Origin of the sequence: Xanthomonas sp. WHRI 6106, from assembly GCF_040202405.1 — a bacterium.
Taxonomy (GTDB): domain Bacteria; phylum Pseudomonadota; class Gammaproteobacteria; order Xanthomonadales; family Xanthomonadaceae; genus Xanthomonas; species Xanthomonas cannabis.
This window is the reverse complement of sequence record NZ_JBEGFC010000008.1, coordinates 90,640-107,368: the sequence shown is the minus strand read 5'-3', so window position 1 is coordinate 107,368 and position 16,729 is coordinate 90,640. Positions and strand designations below refer to the sequence as shown.

Here is a 16,729-nt window from a genome sequence, read left to right as displayed (position 1 = left end):
CTCCGCTATCGCCGGCTGCGCCAGATCGAGAACAATATCCAGATGCCGCACAGGCCGGCACCGATGAACCCACCGACACCCAGCCCAAGCAGCCAGCGGCTGGCGCTACCGCCCACGCTGTTCATGACGATCGACGAGCCGATCACCAGCGCGGCGGTGACGATGCCCATGGTGAGGCGATTGGCAGCGCGGTCGACCTGGTCGCCGAACTCGCGCAAGGCGCGCGTTTCCACCTGCAACTGCAGCTTGCCGCGCCGGGCGGCCTGGATCAGCCGCTTGAGATCGCGCGGGAGATCGCCGATCAGGTCGATCGCGCCAGTCACGGTGCGACGGCTACGCCGCAACATGGCGCGTGGTGCATAACGCTGCACCACCACACGCTCCAGATAGGGCCGCGCTTCGGTGGCCATGTCGAAGTCCGGGTCGAGCTGGCGCCCCATGCCTTCGAGGGTGAGGAAGGCCTTGATCATCAGTGCCAGATCCGACGGCAGCGTCAGGCCGTGATCGCGCAGGATCGCGGTGACGTCGCCCAGCATCGCGCCGATGCGCAACTCCTTGAGCGGCACGCCGCGGTACTCGTCAACGAAGGCTCCGATGTCCTGCTGCAAACGCGCCTCGTCGATATCCAGACTGGTCCCTGCCCACTCGAGCAACACGTCGATGACCGCGTCGGCGTCGTAGCTCACCATGCCATGCAGCAGCTGTGCGACCTGAAACCTACGCTGCTCGGACACCCGACCGACCATGCCGAAATCGATGACCGCGATCCGGCCATCGCGCAGGTAGAAAATGTTGCCCGGATGCGGGTCGGCGTGGAAGCAGCCGTGCTGCAACACCATCTTGAGCACGATGCCGGCACCCGCCCGCGCCAGCGCACGGCGGTCCAGTCCCGCCGCATCGACCGCCTGCAGGTCGCGCCCGGGGATGCCGTCGATGAATTCCTGCACATTGAGCGACTCGCAGGTCCACTGCCAGTACACCGCCGGCACCACCACCTGCGGGTCGTGCGCGAAGTTGGCGGCGATGCGCTCGGCATTGCGGCACTCGGCGGCGAAGTCGAGCTCGCGCCGCAGCGAAACGGTGAACTGCTGCACCACTTCGGTTGGGCGATAGCGCTTGAGATCCGGTGCGCGTGTCTCGACGATATCGGCCAGCCGCGCGAGCAGTCGCAGATCCGCATCGATGGTGTCGCCGATGCCGGGGCGACGGATCTTCAACACCACCGGCGTGCCATCGGCCAACCAGGCACGGTGGGTCTGCGCCAGCGATGCGGCGGCCAGCGGGTGTTCGTCCAGGCGCGCGAAGACGGTGTCCGGTTCGGCGCCCAGCGCGGCCACCAGCTGGGGGCGGACCTGCTCGAACGGCAATGCGGGCACCGCGTTCTGCAGCTCGCTCAGCTCGTCGATCCACTCCGGGGGCAACAGGTCCACGCGCGTGGCCAGCACCTGGCCCAGCTTGACGAAGGTGGGCCCGAGTTCTTCCAGTGCGCGCCGCACCCGCACCGCCGCAGACATGCGCAAGCGACCTTCGGCGTTGTTCCAGTGCAGCAGCCGGCCGGCACGTTCGAGCACATCGGCCAGCCCGATCCGGCGCACCACATCGCCGAAGCCATACCGGATCAGGACCGCAGCGATTTCCTGCAGACGCCCGAGGTCACGGACGGTACCCAGCGCTTCCCACATCAGTGCACCGCCTGCATGTAGCGGGCTGCGTGACCGTGCGCGCGGATCGGCGAGACAGCAGCCGACCTGCGGGCATCCGGTCTATGCGCCTGCGGTGGATGCCATCGCCAGCATGTCTCCGCCGGCGCTGGACGCATGCAGCGCGCATCAGAAACGCATGCCTGCAGGGCGACATCGGAACGGTCGCTGCATCCGCGTGCGTGCAACGCAACAGAACACACCGCAGCGGCCGCACAGCCGCCCAAAAAAACGGGCGGCCACGCATCATCAACGGCAGTGGAAAGCAGCAGCAACATCGGCACGCAGGTCGGCAGGCGGACCCTGTTTGTAGCCGATCTCGGCGACGCTGTCGCGTCCTTGGCCGAGCCCAGGTTTGGCGCGACTCACAAACCGCGGCAGGCAGCAGCCAGGGGGACTTGGACAGCGCAGACCGCCGGATGCAACCGGTTCGGGCTGATTCCGGGCTGCGCCCGCGCCCGCTCGACGGCCACCCAGCGCCTGCTGTCGCTCCGGGCAGGCAGGACTGCGCGTGTGCATCGACTACCGCGTGCAGCGAATGAAGCGGGCTGCGCGATGCGCTCAATAACGCAGCCGCAAGGTCACCCCATAGGTCCGCGGCGCGCCCAGGAACGCATTCCAGGAGCCGGCCTGCAACGGTGTATCGATGACGATCTGTCGATAGGTTTCGTTGCCCAGATTCTCCGCCCAGGCTTCCAGCAGCCAACGCTTGTCGTCTGCACCGATGCCCACCCGCGCGTCGAGCAAGGTGTAACCGGGTTGCGCTTTTTGCGGATCCAGATCGGAGCCGGCGTTGTACTCGGAGCTGTATTTGGCCCCGACGTTGGCGCGACCGGTCAAGCGTTTGCCCAATGCGTGCTCGTAGGTCACCGACAGGTTGGCCGACCAGCGCGGCGCAAAGCTCGCTCGGCTGCCGGGCAGCAACGCCAGCTCTGCATCGGGCAACACATCATCGCCATAGGTGGTGTCTGCATAGCTGAGCCCGCCCTGCACCATCAGCCCGGGCAAGGCGCCCTGCCAGAGCACTTCGGTATCGATGCCGCGCGACACCACGGTGGGAATGGCGCGAACCACGAAACTGGTGCCGAGAAAATTGTTGAGCTGGAAGTCGCTGAAGTCCTGGTAGAACAGCGCTGCGTTCACCAGCAGGTTGCCGCCGAGCCAGGTGGACTTGGCGCCGAGTTCGTAGCTGTCGACGAATTCGCCCGGAAACGAGGTGTCGTCCACCGGCAGGATGCCTTGCACGCCGCTGGACAGGCCGTCGGAAGATTGCACGCGGTCGAGATTGAAACCACCAGCCTTGTAGCCGCGCGCCGCCGACGCGTAGGTCATCAGTGATGCATTCCAGCGATACGCCAGCTTGGCGGTGCCGGACCACTCGCGTTCGGTGCGGCGCTGTTCGGTCAGGCGGCCGGCGTGGACGATATTGGTCCAGGGCAGACAGCTGAAGCCGATGACCTGCGGCGCAATGGAAGGCACTGCAGCTGCGGGCACGCCGCGCGAGACGAGCGCAACGCCGATGCGCCGCAACGCGGCCGGATTCACCTGCCCGTCGGCGGCAAAATAACTCGCGCAGGCCGGGCTCCCATCGGGATTTTCAAACGCCGAGCGCAACGCCTTGTGCTCGTAGGTATAGCGCAGGCCGACCACCACATCCAGCGCATCGGTGGCATGCCAGGTGTTGTTGGTGAACAGCGCGGCGCTGGTGCCGTCCTGCCGAAACCGGTCCTGGCTGCCCTGCCCGCGAAACAGGCTGCCGGCGGGCAGGCCGGTCGTATCGGCGAGAAAACGCGTTGCGTCGGCGCGTGCGGCCAATGCCGGATTGATGCGTGCAAGCATCACGCTGGACAGATAGGGCTCGTAGGCGCTGCCAAACCGGTAGGACTCGTTGCGGTGCAGGGTTTCGTCGGCATAAAACGCGCCGACCAGCCAGTCGACGCGCTCGGTGGACCCGGCCAGGCGCAGCTCCTGGCTGAAGGTCCTGAAGTTGGTGAGCATCTCGTTCTCGCGCGCCTGGCGGTAGAGAATGTCGGCAGCGCCATAGTCGAAATCCAGGCCGTTGACCGACTTCCAGTCGCGCAGTGCGGTGATCGAGGTCAGCACTGCATCGCTCAGCCAGGGCGTGGTCCAGTCGACCTGCGCCGACACACCCTTGTCCCGGATGTCCTGCGCCGTGCTGCGGTTGCTGTAGGCGCGCCTGCGTTGCGGCTCTGCACGCGGGCTCGTGCCCTGCCCGCCAGGCGCCAGCGCATCGATCAGGGCGGCAGTGGGGCCACGCTCGGTGGTCACGGTGACGCAGCAGTTTTCCTTGCGACTGGTGGCATCGGCGGCAAGATTGATGTCCAGATCATCGCTGGGCTCCCACAACCACTGCACCCGCGCAGTACGCAAATTCTGGTCGCCATCATCGGTTGCGGTACGGGGGCCGGCACCGGTCACCACCTGGTCGAAGCCGTCGCGACGACGTCTGGCTGCATACACGCGCAACGCACTGGTCTCGCCTAGCGCGTCGTTGAACGCGCCCGCCACGCCGAGCGCACCGTAATTGCCCGCGGTGATCTCGGCATCGGCACTGCGGGTGAAACTGGGGCGACGGGTGACCACGTTGATGACGCCGGCAGAGGCGTTCTTGCCGAAGACGGTGCCCTGCGGCCCTTTCAGCACTTCGATGCGTTCCAGCTCGCCCAGGTCGGCAAAGCTCACGCCATTGCGTGCACGCGCCACCCCGTCGATGACCACGCCGACCGAAGATTCGAGCCCAGCGTTGTCGCCCACCGTGCCGATGCCGCGGATGCGTGCAGTGGTCTGCGCTGCGCTCTGGCTGCTGGTCACGATCAAGCCCGGCACCAGCACCTGCAGTTCCTTGATGTCGTGCACGCCGCTGTCCTGCAGCAGTTGTTCGGGCAAGACCGACACGACCACCGGCACATCCTGCAGCGATTCCTCGCGCTTTTGCGCGGTCACCTTGAGCGTCGCCAGGGTCGCCGGCTCATCAGGCGCGGTCTGCGCCGAGAGAGGCCGTGCGGGCAGCGCTGCCAACAGCGCAAGCGCCAGCACGGTGCGGTGGTGCCGTTGCATATCCATGAGTGTCCCCCGACGAGATCGCGTGCGCTGCCTGCAGCCAGTGCCGCAGCTATGCGCGCGGTGCCACCTTACCGGGTTCGATGCCCTGTCGCGTGCCGCCAGCGGAATGCGCGGAGCGCCCGACGAATGCGGGCCGCACGCAAGATGCATGCAAGCCATGCGCCGCCAGCGGCAGGACTCATCGGCAATGGAGAACGGGAGTGCCCACGCTCACACTAAAGTCGCAACGCCCGCGATCCGCCGCGCGAGATGCCTGCCCGCGGAATCAAAGCAGTGCGCTCAGCCCACGCAGCGCAGCCACCACAGTCTGGCGCCGTACCGCATCGCGATCGCCAGCGAACTGGAACAGCTGCGCCGTGGCGTAACCGCCGCGCCGCTTCCAGCCGATCCACACCGTGCCGACCGGCTTGTCGTCGCTGCCGCCGCCCGGCCCGGCGATGCCGGTCACCGCGACTGCAATGCTTGCACCGGAGTTGACCAGCGCGCCGGAGACCATTTCGATCACGGTTTCGCGGCTGACCGCACCGTGCACTTCCAGCGTCTGCGGCCGCACGCCCAGCAAGGCCTGCTTGGCCTCGTAGCTGTAGGCAGCCATGCCGCAATCGAACCAGTGCGACGAGCCGGCGACATCGGTCACTGCCTTGGCGATCCAGCCGCCGGTGCAGCTCTCGGCCGTGACCAGTCGCTCGCGCGCAGCAAGCAATTGCTGACCCAGGGTTTCGGCCAGCTGCTGCAACTCGGAATCGGCGGACAAGGACATGGGCACGGCGACGAAGGAAGGCAGCGGACGTTTTAGCCCAATTCGCCGCCCCTGTCTGCGGCTGGCCCGGCGCGCCGGCCCCGGCGGCGTAGCCGCGATTCAGTCGCACTGTGTTGCCTGGCAGCGGAAGCCAGGTGCATGGCGTGCAACGGCGCTCGCTCACTGCGCCGCCGCTGCGGCGACATGACGTCCATCCGTCGCCGCCACGCCAATCCTTTCCAGCCCACCCTGCTCCAGCTTGCACCGCCGCTGCAGCCCACCACCGGGTGAGCCGCAGCCGAGCCGGCGGGACTGGAGCGCAACTCGCCCATCAGCGCACGGGCGATGACCCGGCAAGGCCGCATGCGCAGGCCGCCGTATACGAAGGACCTAGGTTTCCCAGTCTTCCCGGCGGTCCGGCAGCATCGCGCGCAGCGGCGCGCCATCGTCGCCTGCGGCAAGCCGCTCGGCTTCGACCATCGGCAGGTCGACGTCGAGCAACCAGCCGCCCTCGTCAGCCTGCTCGCCGCGGACCACCTCCAGCTGGTGCAGCTTGGAACGCAGGCGGCCGGCCGACGGCGGCAGCCGCAGCTGCCCGGTCACATGACGCAGATCCAGGCGTTGGCCGAGCGCGTGTTGCAGCTCTTCCAGACCGCGGCCGTCGCGCGCGGAGATCCACACGCGCTCGCGGCGCGCCGGGTCGGGAATCCCATCCTGCGCGTCGTGGCGCACTTCGGCGCCGTCGATCTTGTCGATCTTGTTGAACACCAGCAGCTGCGGCAGATCGCCCGCACCCACGGCATGCAGCACTTCGTCGACCTGCAGGATGCGCTCTTCGCGCAGCGGGTCGGCCGCATCGACGATGTGCAGCAGCAGATCGGCCTCGCGCGCCTCCGACAGGGTCGAGCGGAACGCGGCCACCAGTTCATGTGGCAGATCGCGCACGAAGCCGACCGTGTCGGCCAGGATCGCACTGCCGCCCGGCAATGCAATGCGGCGCACGGTGGGGTCCAGGGTCGCGAACAGCTGGTCGGCCGCGTAGGCGTCGGCGCCGGTCAGGGCGTTGAACAGCGTTGACTTGCCGGCATTGGTGTAGCCCACCAGTGCGATGCGCGGCAATTCGCTGCGCAGACGCGCACGGCGCATCTGATTGCGCTGCACTTCGACCTTTTCCAGCCGCTTCTGCAACTGCTCCACGCGCTTCTGCAGCAGGCGGCGGTCGGTTTCCAGCTGGGTTTCGCCGGGGCCACGCAGGCCGATCGCGCCGCCACGCTGGCGCTCGAGGTGGGTCCAGCCGCGCACCAGCCGGGTGGCCATGTGGCGCAGCTGCGCCAGCTCCACCTGCAGCTTGCCTTCGTGGCTGCGCGCACGCTGCGCGAAGATATCCAGGATCAGCCCGGTGCGGTCGATCACCCGCCGCTCCAGGTAGCGCTCCAGGTTGCGCTCCTGGCCGGGCGACAAGGTGTGGTTGACCAGCACCAGATCCGCGCCGGTGGCCTCGGCCGCCGCCTTGACCTCTTCCAGCTTGCCGCTGCCGATCAAGGTCGACGGGCTGGGTTTGTCGATGCGCGCGGTGAGCGTTGCCGCCACCGTGGCGCCCGCCGACTTTGCAAGGTCGGCGAACTCCTCCAGCACATCGTCCTCGGCAGGCCCACCGGAGTGGGTCTGAATCAACAGCGCGTGTTCACCCTTGCGTGAGCGATCAAACACGCACTACTCCATTACTGCTCGACGTCGTCATCTTCCGCTTGATTACCTTCATTGGATTGCACGTATCCACCACCCGGCCCCACGCGCACATTGCGCGCCGGCACGACCGTGGAAATGGCGTGCTTGTAGACCATCTGACTCACCGTGTTGCGCAACAGGACCACGAATTGATCGAACGATTCGATCGTGCCCTGCAGCTTGATGCCGTTGACCAGATACACAGACACCGGCACTCGCTCGCGCCGCAGCGCATTGAGAAAAGGATCCTGTAAAGATTGCCCCTTAGCCATCGAAAACTCCTCGTCGTTCTTGTTCTTATTGTCCCGGTCGACACCCGCCATCCCCAGCCGGCCCCGGAAACGGGATGTTACACGCCTGAAGGCGACTGCACAGCGGGACGATGAGCGAGGAAGCCGACAAGTGCGTCATCCAATCGATGCCGATCACGCTCCGGGTCGAACCAGCGCGCGTCGAGCTCGCCACGTAGCCAGGTGAGCTGCCGCTTGGCCAGCTGTCGGGTCGCCTGCACCGCCTTGTCGCGGAACTCGGACAGGCTGCCGGCCCCATCCAGATACTCCCAGGCCTGGCGATAGCCCACCGCGCGCACTGCGGGCAGATCCAGCGGTGCGGCCACCGCCTGCATCTGTGGTAACGCCCGCAACTGCCGCACCTCTGCCAGAAAATCCTGCGCCAGCATCGCGTCCAGGCGGTGTTCGATGCGTGCATGCAGCACCGCACGCTCACATGGCGCCAGTACCACCTTCAACACCCGAACCGGCAGCCGCGGCCCCGGCGGGAGCGCCTGCCAATAACTGATGGGCCGCCCGCTGACGCGGTAGACCTCCAGCGCGCGCTGGATCCGCTGCGGGTCGGTGGCGTGGATGCGTGCCGCCGCGACCGGGTCCACGTGTGCCAGCTGCGCGTGCAAGCCGGCCCAACCGAGCTGCTCGGCCTCGGCCGCGATGGACGCGCGCACCGTCGGGTCGGCCTCCGGCAATTGCGACAGGCCTTCCAGCAAGGCACGGAAATACAGCCCGGTGCCACCGGCGAGAATCGGCAACTTGCCGCGCGCCACGATGTCGTCGATCGCCTTGCGCGCATCGGCGGCGAATTCGGCGGCCGAATAGACCTGCCAGGGATCACGCAGATCGATCAGGTGATGCGGCACCGCTGCGCGCATGCCGGCATCGGGCTTGGCCGCGCCGATGTCCAGCCCGCGGTACACCAGCGCCGAATCGACGCTGACGATTTCCCCATCCCAGCGCTGTGCAGCCTCCAGCGCCAGCGCAGTCTTGCCGCTGGCAGTGGGGCCCATCAGGGCAATCGCGAGCGGGCGTCGGTCGGCCGGCATCAGTCCTCGTCCGGCCAACGCAGCGTCGGCGCGGCCGGTGCACTGACGCGCGGGACGGGAATGGCCGCCATTGCGTTCCACACCTTCAACGCATCCACGGTCGCCGCCACATCGTGCACGCGCAGCAGCAGCGCACCGTGCTGTGCGGCGATCAGATGTGCCGCCACCGAGCCGTGGATGCGTTCGGCGGCGATCTCGCGCCCGGTCAGCTCGCCGATGCTGCGCTTGCGCGACAGCCCCGCCAGCACCGGCAGGCCGAATTCCTGCAGTCGCTGTAGCTGCGCCAGCAAGGTGAGGTTATGCGAGGTGGTCTTGTCGAAGCCGAAACCCGGGTCCAGGACCAGCCGGCGCTTGTCGATGCCGGCCATCTCGGCGGCGAAGATGCGTTCGGCCAGAAACCGGTGCACCTCACCGACCACATCGTCATAGTGCGGCGCGTCCTGCATGGCATGTGGCGCGCTGCGCGCATGCATCAGCACCACGGGGACGCCCAGGTCCGAAGCCGCCTCCAACGCTCCGGGCGAACGCAACGCATGGACGTCGTTGATCATGCCGGCGCCGGCCGCGACCGCCGCACGCATGACCTCCGGTTTGAAGGTGTCCACGCTGATCGGCACGCCGGTGCGCTGCGCCAATGCCTCGATGACCGGAATCACCCGCTGCAGCTCCTCTTCCACCGACACCGCTGTAGCGCCCGGGCGGGTGGATTCGCCGCCGATATCCAGCACCGCAGCGCCCTGTTCCACCAGCAACAGCCCATGTGCGATTGCCGCTTCGCAGGTCGCATGCTGGCCGCCGTCGGAGAACGAGTCGGGCGTGACATTGACGATCCCCATCACCTGCGGCGCATCCAGTCGCAGGCTGCGGCCGGCGCAATCCAGTTTGAGGGCGGTATCGAACATCGGGCGGTGTCTCCTGGGGTGGCTGCGATCGCTCGCACGTGGGCCTTGATGCAGCCCGGTAACGCAGCAAGGCCGGGAATCGCTTCCCGGCCTTGATGGATGCATCTGCAGACCTTCGTTTGACCGGCCTAGATCTGCTCGGCGGGTCCGGCGATCGGTGGCAACGGACGCGGGCTGCCCTTGTCGTTGTTGTTGCCACCGTCCTTGTCGGACTTGCCCCAACCGGCCGGCGGCGGCGGCTCACGGCCTTCCATGATGGCGTCGATCTGCGGCACGTCGATGGTCTCGTACTGCAGCAGCAGCTGCGACATGGCATGCAGCTTGTCCAGATTCTCGGTGAGGATCGTCTTGGTCTTGCTGTAGGCCTTGTCCAGGATCGAACGCACCACTTCATCGATCTTGCGCGCGGTTTCGTCGGAGACGTTCTTGTGCTGGGTCACCGAACGGCCCAGGAACACCTCGTCCTCTTCCTCGCCGTAGGCCACCGGGCCAAGCTCGTCGGACAGGCCCCACTTGGTGACCATGTTGCGCGCCATCTTGGTGGCCCGCTCGATGTCGTTGGACGCACCGGTGGTGACCTTGTCGCCGCCGAAGATCAACTCTTCGGCAACGCGACCGCCGTACAGCGAGCACAGCTGCGATTCGATGGCGACACGGTTCATCGAATAACGGTCGCCTTCCGGCAGATACATGGTCACACCGAGTGCGCGGCCGCGCGGAATGATGGTGACCTTGTAGACCGGATCGTGCTCCGGCACCAGACGACCGACGATGGCGTGGCCCGCCTCGTGATACGCGGTGAGCGTCTTTTCGTCTTCGCTCATGGCCATCGAACGACGCTCGGCCCCCATCAGGATCTTGTCGCGGGCACGGTCGAAGTGATCCATACGGACTTCCTTCTCCCCGCCGCGCGCGGCAAACAGCGCCGCCTCGTTGCACAGGTTGGCCAGGTCGGCGCCGGAGAAGCCCGGGGTACCGCGCGCAATGACCATCGGCACCACGTCGTCGGCCAGCGGCAGCTTGCGCATGTGCACGCGCAGGATCTGCTCGCGACCCTTGACGTCCGGCAGACCGACCACGACCTGGCGGTCGAAGCGGCCCGGACGCAGCAGCGCCGGGTCCAGCACGTCGGGACGGTTGGTCGCCGCGATCACGATGACGCCTTCGCCACCCTCGAAGCCATCCATCTCGACCAGCAACTGGTTCAAGGTCTGCTCGCGCTCGTCGTGACCGCCACCCAGGCCAGCACCGCGATGACGGCCCACTGCATCGATTTCGTCGATGAAGATGATGCACGGCGCATGCTTCTTGGCCTGCTCGAACATGTCGCGCACGCGGCTGGCGCCGACGCCGACGAACATTTCGACAAAATCGGAGCCGGAGATGCTGAAGAACGGCACTTTGGCCTCGCCGGCGATCGCCTTGGCGAGCAGCGTCTTGCCGGTACCCGGCGGGCCCACCATCAGCACGCCACGCGGAATCTTGCCGCCCAGCTTGGTGAACTTGGTCGGGTCGCGCAGGAAGTCCACCAGCTCGCCGACCTCTTCCTTGGCCTCGTCGCAACCGGCAACGTCGGCAAAGGTGATCTTGATCTGGTCCTCGCCCTGCAGCTTGGCGCGCGACTTGCCGAAGCTCATCGCGCCCTTGGCGCCACCACCACCGCCCTGCATCTGGCGCATGATGAACAGCCAGAAGCCGATGATGAGAATGACCGGCAGGAAGTTGAGCACCAGCGACCAGAAGCCCGGCCCGGTGGACGGCTTCTGACGGGTCATTTCGATATTCTTGCTATAGAGCACGTCGACCAGCTTGTCGTCGCGCGGACCATACACGGTGGCTTCGCTGCCGTCGGTGCGCTTGAAGCGGATCGCATTGACGGCGAGATTGGTCTCGTCGGTGTAGTCCACCGATTTGACGCGCCCGGAGTCAACTTCTTTCAGAAACTGGGTGTAGGTGATCGAGTCGGCACCGACGCCACCCGCCATCCGCGGCGAGAAGCTCTGGAAGACAACCATCAGCACAACTGCGACGACCACCCACAGCAGCAGATTCTTGGTCAAGTCGTTCATCCTCATTGGCTCCGGTGCCCTCTACTCTTATGCTTGAAATACGGTGGTCATTGGCAGCTTACTTGATCTGGACACGCTTGCCCTGACCGAGCGCATAAACTTCCGGGGAGCGCTTGCGCGAGGCCGCCGGCTTGCGGATCGTCACCTTGTCATAGCGGCGGCGAAGCTCGCGAATGTAGTCGTCGGATCCCACACCCTGGAACAGCTTGATCAGGAACGCCCCGCCCGGTTTGAGGTGGGTGTCGGCAAAGTCCATCGCCAGTTCCGCCAGGTGCATCATCCGCGGTTGGTCGACCGCATCCATGCCACTCTTATTGGGGGCCATGTCGGACAGAACAAGGTCCACCGGCACATCGCCCAACATCGCTTCGAACTGCGATAGGACCGCCTGCTCCCTGAAGTCGCCGTGAAGGAAGTCCACCCCGGCCAGCGCCGGCATGTCCAAGATGTCCAGCGCCAGCACCCGGCCGCTGTCGCCCATGGACTTGCGCACCTGCTGCGACCAGCCGCCGGGCGCGGCGCCCAGATCGACCACAACCATCCCCGGCTTGAGCAGCCGGTCGCGCTGCAGCAGCTCTTCCAGCTTGTAGGCCGCGCGCGAGCGCATGCCTTCGGCCTGGGCCTTCTTCACATAAGGGTCGGCGAAGTGTTCCTTGAGCCAGCGCTGGCTGCTTTTACTGCGGGAAGGCATTGGCAAAGGGGTCCGAACGGGCCGCCATGATACCCTGAACACCCTTTGCTTCCCTTCGATCCTGCATGTCCATTGTTCTCACCTCCGCCCAGAACCGTTTCCTGCGCGGCCAGGCCCACGACCTCAAGGCACTGCTGCAGACCGGCGGCAAAGGGGTCACACCCGCATTTCTGGCCGAACTCGAGGAAGTGCTCGAGCGGCATGAACTGATCAAGGTGAAGGTCGCCTCCGAGGATCGTGAGACGCGCGATACATTGATTGCGGAGCTGGTCGAGCAGACCGGCAGCGCCCTGGTGCAGCGGATCGGCCACGTCGCCATCCTGTACCGCCCCAGCAAGGAAAAGCGCCAGATCGTGCTGCCGCGCGGCTGAGCCAGACGAGTTCGTTATGCCCCTGAGCCAGGAACATCCCGATTACGCCTATGCGTTGCGCGCGGCCGATGGCCGCCATGCCAAGGTCAACGACCAGATCCTGCAGCAGAGCTTCATCCTGATGCCCGACGCGCTGGTGGAGCGCTGGCCGGTGCCGGACCTGGCGCAGCTACAGGTCAGCCACATGGAGGCGGTGCTGGCAATGAACCCCGCCGTCATCCTGCTGGGCACCGGCGATCAGCAACGCTTCCCCGACGCGCAGGTGCTGGCCGCCTGCCTGACCCGCGGCATCGGACTGGAAGCGATGACCAACGCCGCCGCCGCGCGCACCTACAACGTGCTGGCCAGCGAAGGCCGCCGGGTCGCATTGGCGATGGTGTTGCCGGGCTAATCGGGTGAGGCGGGACCTGGGAATCGGGATTGGGGATTCGTAAGAGCGGGCTGTAGCGAGCGGCGCGTTTAATTGCCTACCCCGGACCGATGCGTCATCTGGTCACCAGGTGACCAGGCAAAAAACGCACCCGATGCCCGGACATGAACAGCCCAAGGCGGTTGCGAATCCCGAATCCCAACTCCCCAATCACTTTTTCGGCAAGTACAGCAGCGGATCCACCGGCTTGCCGTTGTAGCGGATCTCGAAGTGCAGCATGTCGCGGGCGGCGCCGCTGCGGCCCATTTCGGCGATCTGCTGGCCGGCCTTGACGCTCTGGCCCTCGTTGAGCAGGCGCTTGCGGTTGTGGCCGTAGGCCGACAGCCACTGGTCGTTGTGCTTGATGATGATCAACTCGCCGTAGCCGACCAGGCCGGCGCCGGAATACACCACCACGCCATCGGCAGCAGCACGCACGGCCTGGCCGCTGGCACCGGCGATGTCGACTCCCTGCTTGGTGGTTTCGCCGGTGACGAAGGTGCCGACCACCACGCCATCGGCCGGCCAGCGCCATGGAAACCCGCTGCTGACCGGTGCGGCGACCGGGGCCGCCGGCCGTGGCGGGACCACGGTGCCGGCAACCGGGGCGCTGCTGCTGCCGGGCTTGCTGGCACCTGGCGGATACAGCTTGAGGGTCTGGCCGGGATAAATCGTGTTGGGCGAGGACAGGCCGTTCCACGCGGCCAGATCCGGCGCGGTGATGTTGGTGCGGCGCGAGATGGCATACAGGGTGTCGCCACGCTGGACGGTCACCGTTGCACCGGGGCGCGGCACCGACGGACGCGGCGCCGCAGATGGACGTGCGGACGAAGAACCACCACCGGCTCCCGGCGATCGCACCACCGTGGTGCTGCTGCAGGCGGCCAGCCCGGCCGCCACCATGAGCAGGACTGCTGTCTTACGTACCGAATTCATCTGCAACTTGCTCATCCGTTGGTTGTCTTCCACACCAGCCACCCTGCTCCCACCGCCAGCACGGCCATCGCCACCCAGCCCAGCGGCTCGATCCAGCGATGCAGCGCGGCTTCGGCGCGCGCACCGCCCAGCCGGATCGCGCCGGCGACCAGATACACGCGCTTGCCGCGACCGACCAGCATGCTGGCGATGAACGGCAGGATCGGCACGCCGACCACGCCCGAAGCCCAGGTAAAGATCTTCAGCGGGATCGGCGTGAAGCCGACCAGCACCAGGGCCCAGAATGCCTTCCACGGCGACTCGGCCACCAGCGCGCGCAGGGTTTCGATCTGCGCCTGGATCTTTGCGCTCCAGCCCAGCCATTCAATCAGCGGCTGCAGCGCGGCGAAGGCGAAGTGGCCAAGCAGATAGCCCACCAGCGCGCCACTGAGCGAGCCGATCAGACTCAGCGTGGCGAACCACAGCGCGCGCTTGGGCTCGGCCAGCGACATCGGCGCCAGCATCACCTCCGGCGGCACCGGGAAGATGAAGCCCTCCACGAAACTGAGGCCGGTCAGCAGCGCCGGAGCGCGGCGGTGGCGCGACCAACGGATGGCCACGTCGTACAACGGCCCGAAAATCTTCATCGAGGAACTCTCATGGGGTCAATCCAGCATGCCCGACAACAGCGGGACGAACGTGACCGGGGCCAGAACCTGTTGTGCGATGGCACCGTCGGCATCACGGGTGAGTTGCACCAGCGACTGCGAGGACGCACCACCCACCGGTGCGACTAGACGTCCGCCGACCGCCAGCTGATCGACCAAGGCATCGACCAATGCCGGCGCAGCGGCAGTGACCACGATGGCATCGTACGGGCCATGCTCGGGCCAGCCGATGCGGCCATCGTCATGTTTGCTGCGCACGTTCATGCCCAGATGGCGGAAGCGCTTGCGCGCCTGCCGCAGCAGGTCGCCGATGCGCTCGACTGTGTAGACCTCCAGGCCCAGCGCCGCGAGGATCGCGCCCTGGTAGCCGGAGCCGGTGCCCACTTCGAGCACCTTGGTGGGCGCCACCTGCAGCACCGCCTCGGTCATGCGCGCCACGACCCAGGGCTGGGAGATGGTCTGGCCATGGCCGATCGGCAGCGCGGTGTCTTCGTAGGCGCGCGAGGCCAGCGCTTCATCGATGAACAGATGCCGTGGCACGGTACGCATGGCGTTGAGCGTGGCCTCGTCCTGGATGCCGGCCTCGCGCAGGCGCTCGACCAGGCGGTCGCGCACGCGCTGCGAGGTCATGCCGATGCCGACCGATTCCGGTTGCAGGCGCAGCCTCGGCGTCATGCCGGTCCATCCAGCGCAGCGGTCAATCCGCCCACCCAGCCAGCCACGGTGTCCAGCGCCTGGTAGCGGGTGAGATCGACGTGGATCGGCGTGATCGAGATATGCCCGGTACGCACCGCATGGAAATCGGTGCCGGCGCCGGCATCCTGCTCGGGACCGGCCGGGCCGATCCAGTACACGGTGCGGCCGCGCGGATCGCGCTGCTCCACGCAGGGCTCGGACCGGTGACGGTTGCCCAACCGGGTGACCTCGAAACCAAGCACATCCGACCAGGGCAGATCCGGCACGTTGACGTTGAGGATGGTGTCGGCCGGCAACGGGTCGGCCTTCAGGCGAGCGACGATTTCCACCGCAGCGCGCGCGGCGGTCGCATAGTTGTGCGCCTGGTGGTTGTGGGTGACCAAGGACACCGCAACCGCAGGCAGGCCGAGGAACCGGCCTTCCATCGCGGCGGAGACGGTGCCCGAATAGATCACGTCGTCGCCCAGATTGGCCGAGTTGTTGATGCCCGACACCACGATGTCCGGGTCGTAATCCAGCATCCCGGTCAGCGCCAGATGCACGCAGTCGGTCGGGGTACCGGCCACCGCGCAGGTCTGCGCATCAATGCGGCGGGTGCGGATGGGTACATCCAGGGTCAGCGAATTGCTGGCGCCGGAGCGGTCGCGGTCGGGCGCGACCACCATCACTTCATGACCGGCATGGCGTAGCGCCTCGGCCAATACCTGGATGCCGGGGGCGTCGACACCGTCGTCGTTGCTAACCAGTACGCGCATGGGACTCCTCGGAAAACCGGGCCATGATACCGGATGCGTCCCTGGGCTTCGCGCTTGATCTTCGCGTACGTCTGAGGTTGGAACGGTTACGCTGTTGCCATGTCCCACCCTGAAGACGAAGACGACGCCGCGCTGTTTCGCGCGGCGATCGGCACGGTCAAGCCGATCCGCGAGGTCGCGCCGCCGGCCAATGCCAAGCCGCGACCGAAACCGCGCGCGCGCATGGCCGAGCGCGACGAGGCCGACGCGCATTCGGAATTTGCCCGCCTGCTGCGCGACAGCGGGCCGCTGGAGGCGGGCGATACTGCCAGCTACCGCCGCGACACGCTTCCGGCCCGCCTGTTCCAGCGACTCAAGCGCGGCCAGTTTTCGGTGCAGGACGAACTGGATCTGCATGGCGCCACCGCAGCGCAGGCCGAGGCGTTGCTACGCCAGTTCCTGCTCGAGGCGCATGCACACGAACATGGCTGCGTGCGCATCATCCACGGCAAGGGCCTGCAGTCGGACAACGGCACGCCGGTGCTGAAGAACCTGATAGACCGCCTGCTGCGCCAGCGCAACGATGTGCTGGCGTTCCATTCGGCGCCGCCCACCCAGGGTGGCACCGGGGCCTTGCTGGTGTTGCTGGCGCGGAAGTAGTCGCAACCTGGCGAGGCCGTGCACGAGCGG

Annotated in this window: 16 protein-coding genes; 3 read left to right on the top strand and 13 right to left on the bottom strand. The window is 66.7% G+C overall.

The annotated features are described in order from the left end of the window. Positions 1 to 5: 5 nt before the first annotated feature. From ubiB to rlmE, 9 genes are all read right to left on the bottom strand, one after another. Positions 6 to 1,682, bottom strand: coding sequence for a 2-polyprenylphenol 6-hydroxylase (gene ubiB / locus ABQZ09_RS13175; RefSeq protein WP_349777085.1), 1,677 nt, complete (start codon positions 1,680 to 1,682; stop codon positions 6 to 8). A 579-nt stretch (positions 1,683 to 2,261) separates the two neighbouring features. Next, positions 2,262 to 4,784, bottom strand: coding sequence for a TonB-dependent receptor (locus ABQZ09_RS13170; RefSeq protein WP_349777084.1), 2,523 nt, complete (start codon positions 4,782 to 4,784; stop codon positions 2,262 to 2,264). A gap of 265 nt (positions 4,785 to 5,049) precedes the next feature. Next, positions 5,050 to 5,544, bottom strand: a complete 495-nt coding sequence (locus tag ABQZ09_RS13165) for a CinA family protein (RefSeq protein ID WP_039404219.1) — start codon at positions 5,542 to 5,544, stop codon at positions 5,050 to 5,052. A gap of 369 nt (positions 5,545 to 5,913) precedes the next feature. Continuing rightward, the gene (gene hflX / locus ABQZ09_RS13160; protein ID WP_349777083.1) at positions 5,914 to 7,233 is read right to left on the bottom strand and encodes a ribosome rescue GTPase HflX; all 1,320 of its coding nucleotides are present in this window, start codon (positions 7,231 to 7,233) and stop codon (positions 5,914 to 5,916) included. Positions 7,234 to 7,244: 11 nt separating this feature from the next. Further along, positions 7,245 to 7,523: an RNA chaperone Hfq gene (gene hfq, locus ABQZ09_RS13155; RefSeq protein ID WP_005915027.1), complete on the bottom strand. Its 279-nt coding sequence runs from the start codon at positions 7,521 to 7,523 to the stop codon at positions 7,245 to 7,247. A gap of 77 nt (positions 7,524 to 7,600) precedes the next feature. Beyond that, positions 7,601 to 8,584: a tRNA (adenosine(37)-N6)-dimethylallyltransferase MiaA gene (miaA, locus tag ABQZ09_RS13150; RefSeq protein ID WP_349777082.1), complete on the bottom strand. Its 984-nt coding sequence runs from the start codon at positions 8,582 to 8,584 to the stop codon at positions 7,601 to 7,603. Beyond that, positions 8,584 to 9,486 carry a dihydropteroate synthase gene (folP, locus tag ABQZ09_RS13145; RefSeq protein WP_349777081.1) on the bottom strand — a complete coding sequence of 301 codons (903 nt, stop codon included), beginning with the start codon at positions 9,484 to 9,486 and terminating at the stop codon, positions 8,584 to 8,586. The genes miaA and folP overlap by 1 nt, the downstream gene beginning before the upstream one ends. A 128-nt stretch (positions 9,487 to 9,614) precedes the next feature. Continuing rightward, positions 9,615 to 11,555, bottom strand: coding sequence for an ATP-dependent zinc metalloprotease FtsH (gene ftsH / locus ABQZ09_RS13140; RefSeq protein ID WP_039404201.1), 1,941 nt, complete (start codon positions 11,553 to 11,555; stop codon positions 9,615 to 9,617). A 58-nt stretch (positions 11,556 to 11,613) separates the two neighbouring features. Next, positions 11,614 to 12,246: a 23S rRNA (uridine(2552)-2'-O)-methyltransferase RlmE gene (rlmE, locus tag ABQZ09_RS13135; RefSeq protein WP_047694093.1), complete on the bottom strand. Its 633-nt coding sequence runs from the start codon at positions 12,244 to 12,246 to the stop codon at positions 11,614 to 11,616. A 65-nt stretch (positions 12,247 to 12,311) separates the two neighbouring features. Between rlmE and yhbY the strand changes: the two genes are divergently transcribed. Beyond that, positions 12,312 to 12,617 carry a ribosome assembly RNA-binding protein YhbY gene (gene yhbY / locus ABQZ09_RS13130; RefSeq protein ID WP_039404199.1) on the top strand — a complete coding sequence of 102 codons (306 nt, stop codon included), beginning with the start codon at positions 12,312 to 12,314 and terminating at the stop codon, positions 12,615 to 12,617. Positions 12,618 to 12,633: 16 nt separating this feature from the next. Next, positions 12,634 to 13,008, top strand: a complete 375-nt coding sequence (locus ABQZ09_RS13125) for an Mth938-like domain-containing protein (RefSeq protein ID WP_039404196.1) — start codon at positions 12,634 to 12,636, stop codon at positions 13,006 to 13,008. A 189-nt stretch (positions 13,009 to 13,197) separates the two neighbouring features. Here the strand turns inward: ABQZ09_RS13125 and ABQZ09_RS13120 are convergent, their stop codons facing one another. Genes ABQZ09_RS13120 through surE form a run of 4 tightly spaced genes read right to left on the bottom strand, consistent with a single transcriptional unit; the run spans position 13,198 to position 16,060 of the window. After that, complete coding sequence (locus ABQZ09_RS13120) at positions 13,198 to 13,977, bottom strand: peptidoglycan DD-metalloendopeptidase family protein (protein WP_349777080.1); 780 nt, start codon at positions 13,975 to 13,977, stop codon at positions 13,198 to 13,200. Next, positions 13,974 to 14,588, bottom strand: a complete 615-nt coding sequence (locus ABQZ09_RS13115; protein WP_047694088.1) for a YqaA family protein — start codon at positions 14,586 to 14,588, stop codon at positions 13,974 to 13,976. The genes ABQZ09_RS13120 and ABQZ09_RS13115 overlap by 4 nt, the downstream gene beginning before the upstream one ends. A gap of 18 nt (positions 14,589 to 14,606) precedes the next feature. After that, complete coding sequence (locus ABQZ09_RS13110; RefSeq protein ID WP_047694086.1) at positions 14,607 to 15,284, bottom strand: protein-L-isoaspartate(D-aspartate) O-methyltransferase; 678 nt, start codon at positions 15,282 to 15,284, stop codon at positions 14,607 to 14,609. Beyond that, complete coding sequence (gene surE, locus ABQZ09_RS13105; RefSeq protein WP_104580124.1) at positions 15,281 to 16,060, bottom strand: 5'/3'-nucleotidase SurE; 780 nt, start codon at positions 16,058 to 16,060, stop codon at positions 15,281 to 15,283. Before surE ends, ABQZ09_RS13110 begins: the two co-directional genes overlap by 4 nt. Before the next feature lie 99 nt (positions 16,061 to 16,159). On the opposite strand from surE, the gene ABQZ09_RS13100 reads away from it, so the two are divergent. Continuing rightward, positions 16,160 to 16,699 (top strand): Smr/MutS family protein, encoded by a 540-nt coding sequence (locus ABQZ09_RS13100; protein WP_349777079.1) that lies wholly within the window; start codon positions 16,160 to 16,162, stop codon positions 16,697 to 16,699. Positions 16,700 to 16,729: the final 30 nt, after the last annotated feature.